Source organism: Acinetobacter sp. R933-2, from assembly GCF_030325485.1.
Taxonomy (GTDB): Bacteria; Pseudomonadota; Gammaproteobacteria; order Pseudomonadales; family Moraxellaceae; genus Acinetobacter; species Acinetobacter sichuanensis.
Window position 1 is genome coordinate 212023 of the sequence record NZ_JACAIJ010000006.1, and the last position, 13470, is coordinate 225492.

Annotated in this window: 15 protein-coding genes; 5 read left to right on the forward strand and 10 right to left on the reverse strand. The window is 37.2% G+C overall.

Going from position 1 to position 13470, the window contains the following annotated elements; translation table 11 throughout:
* Positions 1-30: 30 nt before the first annotated feature.
* Together glnD and purT are read right to left on the reverse strand one after the other, a co-directional pair.
* A complete protein-coding gene (gene glnD, locus HX005_RS09330; protein ID WP_286377130.1) occupies positions 31-2697 on the reverse strand; it encodes a [protein-PII] uridylyltransferase in 2667 nt (888 codons plus the stop codon).
* Between the two features lie 26 nt (positions 2698-2723).
* Positions 2724-3941, reverse strand: a complete 1218-nt coding sequence (gene purT, locus HX005_RS09335) for a formate-dependent phosphoribosylglycinamide formyltransferase (protein ID WP_286377131.1) — start codon at positions 3939-3941, stop codon at positions 2724-2726.
* A 226-nt stretch (positions 3942-4167) separates the two neighbouring features.
* Between purT and HX005_RS09340 the strand changes: the two genes are divergently transcribed.
* The 3 genes from HX005_RS09340 to HX005_RS09350 are packed head-to-tail and all read left to right on the forward strand — an operon-like array spanning position 4168 to position 5359.
* Positions 4168-4503 carry a hypothetical protein gene (locus HX005_RS09340; protein WP_286377132.1) on the forward strand — a complete coding sequence of 112 codons (336 nt, stop codon included), beginning with the start codon at positions 4168-4170 and terminating at the stop codon, positions 4501-4503.
* Positions 4496-5026 carry a GNAT family N-acetyltransferase gene (locus HX005_RS09345; RefSeq protein WP_286377133.1) on the forward strand — a complete coding sequence of 177 codons (531 nt, stop codon included), beginning with the start codon at positions 4496-4498 and terminating at the stop codon, positions 5024-5026. The genes HX005_RS09340 and HX005_RS09345 overlap by 8 nt, the downstream gene beginning before the upstream one ends.
* 9 nt (positions 5027-5035) lie before the next feature.
* Complete coding sequence (locus tag HX005_RS09350) at positions 5036-5359, forward strand: hypothetical protein (protein ID WP_286377134.1); 324 nt, start codon at positions 5036-5038, stop codon at positions 5357-5359.
* Positions 5360-5484: 125 nt separating this feature from the next.
* On the opposite strand, the gene HX005_RS09355 is transcribed toward HX005_RS09350, so the two are convergent.
* The 8 genes from HX005_RS09355 to HX005_RS09390 form a co-directional block, all read right to left on the reverse strand.
* Entirely contained in the window at positions 5485-5781 is a 297-nt protein-coding gene (locus HX005_RS09355) for a cyd operon YbgE family protein (RefSeq protein WP_107008745.1), read from the reverse strand.
* A gap of 4 nt (positions 5782-5785) precedes the next feature.
* Complete coding sequence (gene cydX / locus HX005_RS09360) at positions 5786-5887, reverse strand: cytochrome bd-I oxidase subunit CydX (protein ID WP_002120988.1); 102 nt, start codon at positions 5885-5887, stop codon at positions 5786-5788.
* 30 nt (positions 5888-5917) lie between these two features.
* Positions 5918-7063 carry a cytochrome d ubiquinol oxidase subunit II gene (gene cydB / locus HX005_RS09365; RefSeq protein ID WP_286377135.1) on the reverse strand — a complete coding sequence of 382 codons (1146 nt, stop codon included), beginning with the start codon at positions 7061-7063 and terminating at the stop codon, positions 5918-5920.
* Entirely contained in the window at positions 7060-8646 is a 1587-nt protein-coding gene (locus tag HX005_RS09370) for a cytochrome ubiquinol oxidase subunit I (protein WP_286377136.1), read from the reverse strand. Before HX005_RS09370 ends, cydB begins: the two co-directional genes overlap by 4 nt.
* A complete protein-coding gene (cydP, locus tag HX005_RS09375) occupies positions 8646-8837 on the reverse strand; it encodes a cytochrome oxidase putative small subunit CydP (protein ID WP_107008742.1) in 192 nt (63 codons plus the stop codon). Before cydP ends, HX005_RS09370 begins: the two co-directional genes overlap by 1 nt.
* Before the next feature lie 639 nt (positions 8838-9476).
* Positions 9477-10085 carry an OB-fold-containig protein gene (locus HX005_RS09380; protein ID WP_107008741.1) on the reverse strand — a complete coding sequence of 203 codons (609 nt, stop codon included), beginning with the start codon at positions 10083-10085 and terminating at the stop codon, positions 9477-9479.
* A gap of 19 nt (positions 10086-10104) precedes the next feature.
* The gene (locus HX005_RS09385) at positions 10105-10416 is read right to left on the reverse strand and encodes a Rieske (2Fe-2S) protein (protein WP_107008776.1); all 312 of its coding nucleotides are present in this window, start codon (positions 10414-10416) and stop codon (positions 10105-10107) included.
* A 19-nt stretch (positions 10417-10435) separates the two neighbouring features.
* Complete coding sequence (locus HX005_RS09390) at positions 10436-11440, reverse strand: adenosine kinase (protein WP_107008740.1); 1005 nt, start codon at positions 11438-11440, stop codon at positions 10436-10438.
* A 160-nt stretch (positions 11441-11600) separates the two neighbouring features.
* Here HX005_RS09390 and HX005_RS09395 point away from each other — a divergent pair, with 160 nt between their 5' ends.
* Positions 11601-12071 carry a nucleotide triphosphate diphosphatase NUDT15 gene (locus HX005_RS09395; RefSeq protein ID WP_286377137.1) on the forward strand — a complete coding sequence of 157 codons (471 nt, stop codon included), beginning with the start codon at positions 11601-11603 and terminating at the stop codon, positions 12069-12071.
* A gap of 109 nt (positions 12072-12180) precedes the next feature.
* A complete protein-coding gene (locus HX005_RS09400; protein WP_286377138.1) occupies positions 12181-12945 on the forward strand; it encodes a COG4705 family protein in 765 nt (254 codons plus the stop codon).
* The last annotated feature ends 525 nt before the right edge of the window (positions 12946-13470 follow it).

Consider the following 13470-nt stretch of genomic DNA (forward strand, 5'->3'; position numbering starts at 1 on the left):
ATGATATAAAAATTAAGTTAAAACAAAGTATTAATGCTGGATAGAAATTTGATTTGAAGCTTCATCCAAAGCAGCTTTGAGTTGTGCGACAAAAATTTCTGATTCTGCATCATTTAAAGGCGTACCATCTTTTTTGGTCACAAAGAAAATATCTTCTGCTTTTTCACCTAATGTAGCGATACGTGCAGAATGAATATCTAAGCCTTGCATCATAAATAGACCACCCACACGTGCCAATAAACCGGGTTGATCGAGTGTAGAAATCTCAACCATGTTTTGCTGTAAAGCTTCATTCAAAGTGATATCTACAGTATTTTCAATATCAAAATGACGCAGTTGACGAGGAATGCGACGTTGCATTAAGCCCGGATATTTATCTGAATTACTGAGTGCGTTGATCAATGCCTGTTTTACAGTTTCTTCACGTTCAGGATCTGTAAGCAGTGTACCGAAACGGTCAAGAACAACGTAAGTATCCAAACTAAATGCTTTGGTTGCAGTAATAATACGAGCATCTTGAACATCTAAATTCATACGATCCAAAATAGCGACTGTCGTTGCAAATAAGTTCGGCTTATCTTGGGTATAAATAAAGATTTGCACAGCATCTTGTGCTGCTTTACGGTGCGCACGCATGAGCACTAATGGTGCAGGGTTGTCACCATGCTGCAAAATGGCGCGCGTGTGCCATGCAATTTCATCGGCGGATTCTTTTAAGAAGTATTCATCTCCAAGTTCTTGCCAGACTTGTTCAACTTGATCGAGTGGAAATTCATCAACCAGTACTTCACTGGCTGAAAACTTTGTGTCCTCAATCAGCATTTGATAGTCAACGGGTCTTCCTAAACCAGAACGAATCACATCACGTGCATGCGTATACAATTGACGCATCAAAGACGCGCGCCAAGTATTCCAAAGTTTAGGATTGGTTGCATTAATATCAGCGACAGTGAGTGTGTAGAGATAATCTAAATGCTCCATGTCGCCCAGTTTTTCAGCAAACTCTTTCACCACATCAGGGTCGGAAATATCTTTTTTCTGAGCTGTAATCGACATCAACAAATGATTTTGAATCAGCCAAGCAACTAAATTACATTCACGTTCCGTAAAACCATGTGCGCGACAGAATACAATCGCATCTTCAGCACCTAATTCACTGTGATCACCGCCACGACCTTTCGCGATGTCATGGAACAAAGCAGCAAGGAAAACAATATCTCGGCGTACTAAACGCTGAAATACAGAACTGACCACAGGATAGTCTTTTGCAAACTCTGGCGCTTTAAAACGATTTAAATTGCGGATCAGTAAAAGCGTATGTGCATCAACGGTATAGATGTGAAATAAGTCATATTGCATCAAGCCCATGATTTGACCAAATGCAGGAATGTAATTACCCAATACACCATAACGTTTCATTGCCACCATGGTGTCATAAAGACGATGTGGCGAACGAATAATTGCCATAAATAAGGCTTGGTGTGCAGGGTTATCACGGAAATTTTGATTAATACGTTTTGCTGCTAAAGTCAGTAAGCGTAAGGTACGGGCACGTATGCCTTCGATTTCAGGACGATTTGCCAATAAATAGAAAATTTCTAAAATTGCACTTGGTTTCTCTGCAAAAATTTTATGGTGTTGTACAGCAAGTTTGCCATCCACCAGTTTAAAATTCTCATTAATATTTTCAATTTTACGTTCGTAGTTTGGTAAGCGTGGGGTAATGACTGACTCATTAAAATACGACAACAACATTTCATTCAGTGTAGACACTTGTTGAGCTGTACGATAATAACGTTTCATAAATTGTTCAATCGGGTAATTGATGTGTTTACCTTCTTGTTTTTTATAACCAAAAATGTTGGCTATTTCACGTTGATAGTCAAATAATAAGCGGTTTTCATCTCGTTTGGTTAAACGATGTAAATGATGGCGAATTTCCCAAAGAAAATTTTCTGCATTTTCTAAAACAGCGAGTTCAAACTCAGAAATAAAGCCCAAATGTACTAGGTCATAAATACGATTGACTCGAAAATGTCGTTTAGCAATCCAACCGATTTGGTTAATGTCTCGGATGCCTCCAGGTGCATTTTTAATGTCTGGCTCTAGGTTGCTTTCAGTATGATTATGTTGTGCATAACGGCGAGCTTGTTCGTCCATTTTTGCATCAAAAAAGGTTTTATCTGTCCATGTTTGTGAGACCACGCGGCGTGGCCATTTGGTCAATTGGGTATTGCCTGTAATCAAGCGAGCTTCAATCAAGGCTGTAGCTACAGTTAAGTCATTGGTTGCTTGTTCAAAACAACTTTGAATCGTACGAACACTGACGCCCGGTTTGAAATTACCAACATCCCAAAGTGAAGAAATAAAACTTGAAACCATCTGTTCTTGTTCTGTATTCAATTCAGACTCAGACAAGATCATAATGTCAACATCAGAATAAGGCAGCATTTCACGGCGACCATAACCGCCAACGGCAAATAAACTGAGATCAGTTTGATGCAGCCCAACATGTTCCCAAAGGAAAATGAGGGCTTCATCAATAAAGTTTGAACGACAATGAATAATATCTCGGATCGGCTGACCCTGATCAAATGCCTCTTGTAGCTGTTGTTCGACATCAGTACGCCATTGATTAATTGCTTTAATATCGTGGAGACTACTGACGTAGTTCAACAGAGGAGAGGTGTTGATCATAAAATTATTGTCCGCAAGTTTTAAAACTATTTATTCAATTGAACAGTGACTTTTGACGCTGCTTCATATGCTAATGTACGTGCTTGGTCTGTTGTTTCTGCACGTGCAGTTGCCACACCCATACGACGACGTTTAAATCCTTCAGGTTTGCCAAAAATTCGTAAATCTGTAGCAGGATTTTGTAATGCAAGATTTAAGCCAGAAAATGATAAATTTGTGGCATCTACGCCTGCGTAAATCACGGCACTGGCTGCAGTACTATGACGTTCGGTATTTACAGGTAAACCTAAAATCGCACGTGCATGTAACTCAAACTCACTTTGAAATTGTGAGGCAAGCGTGACTAAACCTGTGTCGTGTGGACGAGGAGAAACTTCACTAAACCACACTTTATCACCTTTGACAAATAGTTCTACTCCGAAAATACCACAACCGCCTAAAGCCACAGTCACTTTATTGGCAATTCGTTGTGCTTCTGCTAAAGCTGCATTTGTCATGGCTTGTGGTTGCCAACTTTCAACATAGTCACCCGCATCTTGACGGTGTCCAATCGCATCACAGAAATGCGTTTCAACTTCGCCTGTTTCTGGGTTTTTAGCACGTACAGTCAGTAGGGTAATTTCAAAGTCAAAATCAATCTGTGATTCAACAATGACAGTACCTTGGTTAACACGACCACCTGTTTGCGCATATTCCCAAGCCGCATCAACTTCAGCAAACTCTTTAACACGTGATTGACCTTTACCTGATGAAGACATGACAGGTTTAACGAAGTTTGGATAACCAATATCGTCACATGCTGCACGGAAGCTTTCTAAACTATTTGCAAAACGATAAGCAGACGTTGGTAAACCGAGTTCTTCAGCAGCTAAACGACGGATTCCTTCGCGGTTCATGGTCAAATTTACTGCTTTTGCAGAAGGAATAACCGTTGCAATATTTTGTTCTTCAATCTCAACTAAAACTTGCGTTGCAATGGCTTCAATTTCAGGCACAATTAAATTGGGTTTGACTTGTTCAATCAATGCTTTTAATTGTTCAGGGTCTGCCATATTTAAGGCATAAGAAAAATGAGCAACTTGCATTGCAGGTGCATTTTCATAACGATCTGCGGCATGTACTTCAACACCTAAACGTTGTAAGGAAATAACAACTTCTTTACCCAGTTCACCAGAGCCTAAAAGTAGAACTTTAAAAGCAGAAGATTGGAGAGGAGTACCAATAGTTACGCTCATGCGATTCATCCGTGCTTAGTCAATATATGAGCTTAAGCATAGCAGAACTGAGGCTTGTGTTAAGTCTTGATTGTAATAAATAAGCGAGTTTTTGTTAGACAAATTGGTCAAAATAAACCAGATCAAAATAGTTAAATTGAAAACAAAATACGGGGTTATAAACATGACATCTTGATCAAAGCATTATTTTGTCAAAATTTCATCAAAATTACGCTCTATATTTAAGAGATGGATCATGAAAGTAGATTTTGTTTTAATTTTGATATTCAGTTTAGCATTTTGTGGGCTGTGGGGATTTGCTTTAGCTCAAATCCGTACTTATCAGTGTATCAAAATGCTGAAAGGTGCTCATCCTGTGTGGGCGAAGGTCATTTTTATCATTTTAACCAGTGTGTATGTATGGTTGTGGGGCAGTACTTATTTTCATATCGTTTTTAAGTGTTTTACGGGAGAACGTTGCCATGCAACACAAAATGGAGAACTGATTTATTTAGCAATTTTAGGTTGTTACGTTGTGTTGTATGAAATATTATTTTGGTTTATACATAAAGTTTTAAAAAAAAATGAATGATTTAAATAAATTGAGTTTTTATCGTGCTGATCTCACGAATATTTCGTCTTTGGTTGATTTGATTAATGCAGCTTATCGTCAGAAAAATGCAAACACATGGACAACTGAAGCTGACTTAGTTTTAGGCGCACGTATTTCATCTTCTCAGCTTTTACAACAATTGCAAAATAGTCATTTTCATTTACTTGTTGCTGAGCAAAACAATCAAGTTGTGGCGTGTATTGGGTTAACTTTTGACGCGTTATCAGTGGAAATAGGTACTTTTGCGATTTCACCTGATTGGCAAAATCAGGGTTTGGGAAAATTAGTTTTAGACTATGCTGAAAAATATGCGACAGATGTTCAGTCTGATTTGAAAACATATGTGATGTGGGTACTCAATGTGCGTACAGAATTAATCGCATTTTATGCAAGACGAGGGTATGTTCAAACAGGTGTGATGGAGGATTATCCATTGGAGGCGGATGTTGGAATTCCACAGGTCAATTTATGTTTGATTGAAATGCGAAAAGCGGCTTCATGAGGCTTGAAAATGTATTCAATTTATAGTGGTACAGATCCATTTGAAAAATATGATCTTGTATTACAATTTGAATTAGAACAAGAAATGTATGAGCAACTATTTATTCATAATGTTCTTCTGAAAGATAATCGTTTTATTCAAGTAGAATTTTATGTAGATGAAGAGGAATCAACATTGACTTTTTTCAATGCTGAGATTCCATTGGTTTTAGAAAAATTAGCAGAATTACAGCATAAGATGATAGATCAAAACCAGAATAGTCTTTTAGCGCGATTTATTGAGATATTAAATGAGATATATCAACAAAATAAAAATTTCTATTTAGTCGTTTAGAGCCTTAGTTTTTAAGGTATTAGAGGGTAAAAGATGTATTGGCGAGTTGACTGCATCGCTATATCACGAGATTAAACATATAAGTTAAAAAACCCTGATTGATTCAGGGTTTTCTTTTTAAGTTATTAGGTTAAGAACCAAGTGTAATAACCCCAAAGCATGAGAGGACATGCCACATAGGGACTAAATAACCATTTCCATAACCAAAACCGTGGTAGAAATCCTACGCCATAAATAAATCCACCTGAGATCCCGATCATGACCAACATTAAAACCGTATGATTATAGTGACCATTGGCATCAAGCATCATTGCAGGATGGAGCAGTAAAACCGTAGCCAAAGGCAATGCCATTAAAAATGAAATTGCCATAGCAAATTTGTTAGGCTTCCGTTCTTCAGTTGTCATTGCGATTTCTGTCATGGTCTTATTCCTCATCTAAATCTTGATGATGTTCGATATATAAGGCACTCAGTACACCTGCAAAACATGCCATTAAAATGCCTAAAATCCAAGCAAAATACCACATTACGTTATTCCTCGTGTCAATGACACAGCCTTAGTATAGGCTGTGTGAATTTTCTTGAATGTGCTTGCTCGTGATCACACCCCACATTTTGTAATAACACCAAGTGGTGTAACACAAAATAATAGGTACAAAGATACATGCAGCAATCGTCATTACAGTGAGTGTGTTTTTACTTGAAACGGCATCCCACATGGTCAAACTTGCAACGGGGTTAATGCTTGAAGGCATAAGGAATGGGAACAATGCAAAACCTGCGGTTAAGATTGCGCCTACAATCATCATTGAGGTTCCTAGAAAGCTCAAACCTGCCTTCGCCTTAGCCGCAGAAGCAATCACGATTAAGCTACCTAAAATTGCCATAATTGGTGCAATCATTGTGATTGGATAATTTGAATAATTATTCATCCAACCATGATTGTTATTGGTAATCACTTCTTTTGCTAAGGGATTGGCAACGCCATTGGTGTCAAAGGGTTGCGCCAGTGTATAGCCTTCGATGCTACCAAAATATAACCATGCACCTGCACCTAAAAAGCACACCAGAAATATGATTGCCATGAATTGTGTTGCTTTTGCAGAACGTTGGCGCAAAGCACCATCTGTACGTAACATGAGCCAAGCCCCACCGTGTGCATTGAGCATAGAAAGGCTGACCAAACCACAAATTAAAGCAAATGGACTAAGAAGTGCAAAAAAGCTTCCTGTATAGGTTGAACGTACAGTTTCATCTAAACTAAAAGGCACACCCAAAAACATATTGCCAAAAGCCACACCAAACACCAACGCAGGTACAGCCCCACCGATTGCTAAACCCCAATCCCATGATGTACGCCATTGCGTATTTTCAAGTTTAGAGCGGTAGTCAAAACCGACAGGTCGTAAAAACAGGGCAAAGAGAACAAGAAGTAACGCCCAATACATCCCTGAAAATGCTGTAGCATAAACCATTGGCCATGCCGCAAATAATGCACCACCTGCGGTAATAAACCAGACTTGATTTCCGTCCCAATGTGGTGCAATGGTGTTGATTGCTGCACGACGCTCATCATCTGTTTTACCTACAAAAGGCATGATTGCCATTGCGCCCATATCGAAGCCATCGGTGAGAGCAAAGCCAATCAGTAAAACACCGACAAGTACCCACCAAATGATTTTTAAAAGTTCATATTCAATCATGATTGAACCTCACTCACTTGTGCTTCTTTAGCAGCAAGTTTTTCGAAATGATATTTGCCTGTATGTAATGAACTTGGTCCTAAACGAGAGAATTTAATCATGAGATACATCTCGATAATCAACAAGACTGTATAAAATGCAGCCAAGGCAATGATAGAACCCCAAACATCTGCTGTACTTAAACTCGATGCCGATAAATGTGTAGGTAAAACTTCACCAATCGTCCACGGTTGGCGACCACCTTCAGCGACATACCAACCTGTTTGTGTTGCAATCCAAGGTAAAGGTAAGCCAAATAAAGCAAATTTTAAGAGCCACGGCTTATTTTCAGCATTACGTTTTGCGACAGCATAAGTTGCTAAAATAAACAATAAGAGCATTAAGAAACCAGATGCCACCATTGCACGGAATGAAAAGAACAACGCTGTGACATTGGGAATCGTATCTTTTGTTGCCGCTTGAATATGAGCTTCAGAGGCATCTACAACATGAGGTGTGTATTTTTTAAGAAGTAAGCCATAGCCTAAGTCTTTTTGATTTTCTTTAAATGATGAGATTAATTCAGGAGAACGATCACCTGAACGAAGTTTTTCAAGTTCACTATAAGCGACCATACCATTACGAATACGTGCTTCATGTTGCACCATCAGGTCTTTGATCCCCGTAACTTCTTTATCTAAGGAACGCGTAGCAATAATTCCCATAACATAAGGAATACGAACAGCATAATCGGTACGTTGTTCTTCCTGATTTGGGATGCCAAATAAAGTAAATGGTGCAGGTGCAGGGTGAGTTTCCCATTCTGCTTCAATGGCTGCGAGTTTAGTTTTTTGAACATCACCTAATTCATAACCTGACTCATCGCCCAGTAAAATGACTGACAATGTTGACGCTAGACCAAAAATAGCAGCAATAGCAAATGAGCGACGTGCAAAAGGTAAATCACGTTTTTTCAACATGTAATAGCTTGAAATGGCTAAAACAAAAATTGCACCTGTGACATAGCCAGAAGACACTGTATGCACAAATTTAACCTGAGCAACTGGGTTGAAAATGAGCGCGCCAAAATCGACAAGCTCCATACGCATTGTTTCAAAGTTGAATTCTGCACCGACAGGGTTTTGCATCCAGCCGTTGGCAACCAAAATCCATAATGCCGACATGTTTGAACCCAGTGCAACCAACCATGTGACGCCTAAATGCTGTACTTTTGAAAGGCGATCCCAGCCAAAAAAGAATAAACCAATAAAAGTTGATTCTAGAAAGAATGCCATTAATCCTTCAATAGCAAGTGGTGCACCGAAAATATCACCAACATAATGTGAGTAATACGCCCAGTTTGTACCAAATTGGAACTCCATGGTTAAGCCAGTTGTGACACCTAAGGCAAAGTTAATACCAAAGAGTTTTCCCCAGAATTTAGTCATATCCTTATAAATTTCTTTACCAGAAATCACATAGGTGGTTTCCATAATGGCAAGAATAAAAGCTAAACCGAGTGTTAAAGGCACAAAAATAAAGTGATACAACGCGGTCATTGCAAATTGGAACCGCGAAAGATCGACCACGCTTTCAGAAATCATCAACGTGTCTCCTGAGTTTGGGAAGGACTGCCAGCAATACGCTCAGCAACTTGGTTATCAAAATTTTTAGGAATTGTTGGTGCATCAAACCAGATATTCTTAATAATTAATAAAAGAATAATTTTCACGATTAAGATAATGGTGATTTCTCTAACTAATTTTCGGTTTATATCTTTAGGTTTTGAGCTCATTACATATGCCTATTTGAAAACTCTTTTTATATTATTAACCAAAAATAAACATAAAATAAATAGATAAAACAATTAAAATAAAAATATATTGTTTTTTAAATATAAAACAAATACTTATAATTAATTTAATTAAAAAATATACTAAAATTTATCGTTATTTAAAGTTGATTAAAATACTTTGATTTAATAAAATAAATCTGACTAAAACACTTGTATATAATATTTTAAAGTCGAGTAAAATGCTTTGAATTATATTTTTAAAACCAACTAAAATACTTTGGATTGTATTTTTTAATTTGTAAATAATCTAAATAATTCTTAAATTGATTTTTAATTTAAATAAAAATTAAGTAGAGAAAAGATAAAAATTGACAGCGAGTTTTTTATTAAACAGTGTGAGTGCATCGCTAAATGACGATGCATTTTTTAGATGAAAAAATTTTTAAATTTGCCAAATTATGTCTTTTATCTCGAAAATTTTTAAAGACCTACGCTATTTCTTTTGACTTAAACAATATTCTTATTTTTTAGTTATAGACAGCACACATTGGAGATTTGAGCAGATCTAAAGATCAGGTGTTTTTTGTATTTTGAGCAATGAAAAATGATATTTTCAGTCATATCGGCTTCAAAAAAGACTTACTCTGAACTGAATAAATCATTAGACACTGAGATTTTTTTGGCAATGTAATGTGACTTACGAAAGCGGATCAAAATAATTTGTGCTTGGAACTCGAGTTCACCAAATTCAGGCTCGACTTGTACATAGTGTAGTTGACCAAATTCATCACGAACACGTGCTTGTGCTGAAAATCCTGGGCGTGCGTTACCACTAGAAACAGTCGCTAAACGTCCTAATAAATTTACAGTTGTTGGGGTAAATTTAGGTTTAATGACTTGGTCTAAGCAATGAATCATAAATACAGTAAAAAAAATCGCGATGACTGACGCAGGTAAAATGACATAATACCAAGGGAAAAATTGTTGCTGACTTGCAAAAATACACAGTTGTAAAAAATAGCCTGCAAAACTGAAATTAATCAGCAAAAATACAAAAATAAGAACTTTAGCAAATTTAACTTGTAGTAATGGGGCATTGGTTAGCCAGTCAGGAGAAATTCTTTTAAGAAAAGTACTGGGTCTTAACCCAAAATAATAACCAATGGTTTCAGCCATGCTTAATAAAATTAGCGCTAGAACACTTAAATGAAAAGGCATTAAGTCATATTCTAAAAAAAACGCAAGCATGGCTGTCCCTAGTCGTAAATTATGCTTCTACGATGTAAATACCACCGTCAGAATGTACTTTGATATTGACCTTTTCAAGTGTATCACCTAAGCAAGGTCCAGAAATACATTCACCTGTTTCAACATCAAACAAAGCACCATGTGTTGAACATTCAATGTATTCACCATCGCGATCTAAAAACTGATTTTCTAAAAACTCAAGCTCAGTTTGTAGGTGAGGGCATACATTTTGATAGGCGTAAAATGCACCATCACGTTGAGTGATAAAAATAGTATGACCTGTCATGGTATCAAATGCACGTGCTTCACGTTCTGGAATTTCTTCCGTCATAGCAATTTTTTCTGACATTTTATGCACATTCCTTTTTGAAATTTTCTAACAAGAGCGTGTAATCTGCAAGGTCTAAACGTGGTCCAAAACGTGATACCACTTCACTTGAAATCAAAATTGCCAATTGCGCTGCATTTTGTAGTGATTCTCCAGCATTTAAAGCATACAAAAATGCACCTGCAAAAGCATCACCAGCACCGTTGGCATCGACAGCAACAACTTTACGACCTTGAACATGGAGTTGTTGTTCTTGATTAGCAACCAATGCACCTTTAGCACTCAATGTAATGACAACGTCATGACTCAGTAATTTCAATTTTGCCATAGCTGCATCAACAGAATCAGTTTCTGTATACATCATTGCTTCTTGTTCATTACAGAAAATGAGGTCTACACCATCATCAATTAATTCGTTTAAGCCTGTACGTGCATATTGCACCATAGCTGGGTCAGATAATGTGAGTGCGATTTTAACACCATTTTCACGGGCAATTTGTCGAGCAATTTTGACTGCTGCACGTGCAGAGTCACTTGTTGATAAATAACCTTCAATATACAACCATTTTGCTGTTTTTAAGGGTTCAAAATCCATTTGCACATCTGATAATTCAGCCGTGATGCCTAAATAGGTATGCATGGTACGTTCAGAGTCTTCGCTCACTAAAACCATGCAGGTTCCTGTTACACCTTCGCTGATAGACTTTTCTGAGGTTTGAATATCTGCTTCATTTAAACCATTTAAGTAAATCGCACCGAGTTCATCATTTCCAACACGGCATGCATAAAATGCAGAAGCACCTAAGGCACTAAATGCCACAGTTGTATTGGCAGCAGAACCACCTGAAGCTTGACCTTTATAAACTTGACTGGCTTTTAAATTATTATAAAGTTGAGTTTGGGTTTCACCATCGGTGAGTTGCATGGTGCCTTTTTGCAAATTTTGTTCAGCTAAAAATGTATCAGATACTGTAAATTCTTGGTCAATGAGTGCATTACCAATTGCAAAAAGATCAACTGTAGCCATGTTATTCATCACATCTAGGGTTTTAAAAAGCTAAAGTTTACACGAATGCTCAGTTTTACCATAGTTTGTTGAAGAAAATTCAGCTTAAAGGTCAGATTTCATTAACTTTACAAGGTTTTATGATAAAACCAATATACGTTCATAAAGTAGGTAGAGAAATATGCCAAAAATGCAACAAGCTCTGATTGGTGTGGGCGTCATGCTTATAGATGATGCACAGCAAGTTTTATTAGGTAAAAGAGTTAAACAAGATGAATCAGTCACATGGTGTTTTCCCGGTGGAAAAGTCGATGAACATGAGTGTTTTGAAAAAGCCGCTGTCAGAGAGTTATTTGAAGAAACTCAATTGAAACTTACTGCCGAACAGGTACAAGTTTTTATGTTAATGAATGATGTGGAACGTGATTATTTAAACTTGACTGCTGGCGTGGTTTGTCAGCTTGACAGTTCGCAGCATGATTTAATACAGTCTATTCAAGTGACTGAACCTGAAATATTCGAGTGTTGGCAATGGTTTGCTTTGGATACTTTGCCTGAAAATCTATTTCCTGAAACACAAGTGATGGTGGATTATTGGTGCAAGAAACCCATTGATGCGAGATTTACTGTGTATAAACTTGCCAATGTTTAACTTGAGTGTATTACGCTAAAAATAAAAATGTTCATACTTTGCAACCATTAAGCTCAAATTAAGCTGCTCAGCGAATGATGAGACTTTCTTCGATATTTAGCATGCTGTCATGGAAAATCTCAAATCCGAACTTATTTCAAAAGTTCCTCAAGTCACTTTGCTGTTTTGGATCACTAAAATATTTGCTACAACATTTGGTGAAACGGCAGGTGATGCTGTGTCGATGTCCATGAATTTGGGCTACTTGGTCAGTACTTTTATTTTTGCATTTATTTTCATTGCTTTTGTATTTTTTCAAGTCAAGGCTAAAACTTATCAGCCATATTTGTATTGGTTTACCATTATTGCCAGTACGACAGTCGGAACGACTTTAGCGGACTTTGTTGACCGTTCATTGGGCATTGGTTATTTGGGAGGCAGTACTTTATTACTGAGTTTAGTGCTGATTTCATTATATAGTTGGTACAAAGTTGAAGGGACAATTTCTCCGCATTCGATTGATCATCCTCGTACAGAACTATTTTATTGGTTGACCATTACCTTTTCACAGACTTTAGGTACAGCTTTGGGCGATTGGTCATCAGATACAGCAGGATTAGGATATACAGGCGGTATTTTCTTATATGTGGGTTTATTGGCAGTGATCGTGGCTTTATATTTTTGGACGAAAGTATCACGGACTTTATTGTTTTGGGCAGCTTTTGTACTTACACGTCCTTTAGGCGCAGTTGTTGGCGATTTTTTAGATAAACCGTTAGATCATGGCGGTTTGGATTTAAGCCGTTTTGCTGCATCTGCGGTGCTGTTAGTTGCGATTTTATTCTGTATTTTCTTATCAAAAAAATTCAATCAGGCTCAAATACAGCATTCTTAATGTTGTGTTTAAAGTTTTGTTATGATCGAGCTTTCCAAAGTGAAAAGCTCGATATGTTAAAAATAATTCAAATTACTCAGCTACCTACTCAATTAGAAGAACTCATACTGTGCGCTCAAAAAGAAGGTTTTCGTTTTCTAGAACGCTTAAAGTCCGAATTTGGGTAGTGTTCTAAAATGTATGCTGATTTGATCCTTGAAGAAATCAGTAGAATAATATTATTTTGCATTGCCTCATTTATATTGCAAAATTCAAACTCATTTGCGTAGGCAATGTCTTACTTTTTAAGGATAAAAAGTAACAAAAATCCTTTGTTGGGTAAAGGGGATGTCCCTATCACCCTTACCCAACGGCGACATCCATGTCGCCTGCGATAGCATATTCCGTTAAGTTTGATTTTATAGGTTGAATTTAGTATTTAATATAAAATGCTATTAGCATACTTTTTGAAATACGACCTGAATTTGAAACGTGTGAAAATCACTTTGATCAGGTTGGTGAAGCATTGTTTGCAGTATTTAAAGA

Excerpts from the sequence above, each read along its gene's own strand:
- glnD (WP_286377130.1), bottom strand. The coding sequence starts at position 2,697 with ATGATCAACACCTCTCCTCTGTTGAACTACGTCAGTAGTCTCCACGAT.
- purT (WP_286377131.1), bottom strand. The coding sequence starts at position 3,941 with ATGAATCGCATGAGCGTAACTATTGGTACTCCTCTCCAATCTTCTGCT.
- HX005_RS09340 (WP_286377132.1), top strand. The coding sequence starts at position 4,168 with ATGAAAGTAGATTTTGTTTTAATTTTGATATTCAGTTTAGCATTTTGT.
- HX005_RS09345 (WP_286377133.1), top strand. The coding sequence starts at position 4,496 with ATGAATGATTTAAATAAATTGAGTTTTTATCGTGCTGATCTCACGAAT.
- HX005_RS09350 (WP_286377134.1), top strand. The coding sequence starts at position 5,036 with ATGTATTCAATTTATAGTGGTACAGATCCATTTGAAAAATATGATCTT.
- HX005_RS09355 (WP_107008745.1), bottom strand. The coding sequence starts at position 5,781 with ATGACAGAAATCGCAATGACAACTGAAGAACGGAAGCCTAACAAATTT.
- cydX (WP_002120988.1), bottom strand. The coding sequence starts at position 5,887 with ATGTGGTATTTTGCTTGGATTTTAGGCATTTTAATGGCATGTTTTGCA.
- cydB (WP_286377135.1), bottom strand. The coding sequence starts at position 7,063 with ATGATTGAATATGAACTTTTAAAAATCATTTGGTGGGTACTTGTCGGT.
- HX005_RS09370 (WP_286377136.1), bottom strand. The coding sequence starts at position 8,646 with ATGATTTCTGAAAGCGTGGTCGATCTTTCGCGGTTCCAATTTGCAATG.
- cydP (WP_107008742.1), bottom strand. The coding sequence starts at position 8,837 with ATGAGCTCAAAACCTAAAGATATAAACCGAAAATTAGTTAGAGAAATC.
- HX005_RS09380 (WP_107008741.1), bottom strand. The coding sequence starts at position 10,085 with ATGCTTGCGTTTTTTTTAGAATATGACTTAATGCCTTTTCATTTAAGT.
- HX005_RS09385 (WP_107008776.1), bottom strand. The coding sequence starts at position 10,416 with ATGACGGAAGAAATTCCAGAACGTGAAGCACGTGCATTTGATACCATG.
- HX005_RS09390 (WP_107008740.1), bottom strand. The coding sequence starts at position 11,440 with ATGGCTACAGTTGATCTTTTTGCAATTGGTAATGCACTCATTGACCAA.
- HX005_RS09395 (WP_286377137.1), top strand. The coding sequence starts at position 11,601 with ATGCCAAAAATGCAACAAGCTCTGATTGGTGTGGGCGTCATGCTTATA.
- HX005_RS09400 (WP_286377138.1), top strand. The coding sequence starts at position 12,181 with ATGGAAAATCTCAAATCCGAACTTATTTCAAAAGTTCCTCAAGTCACT.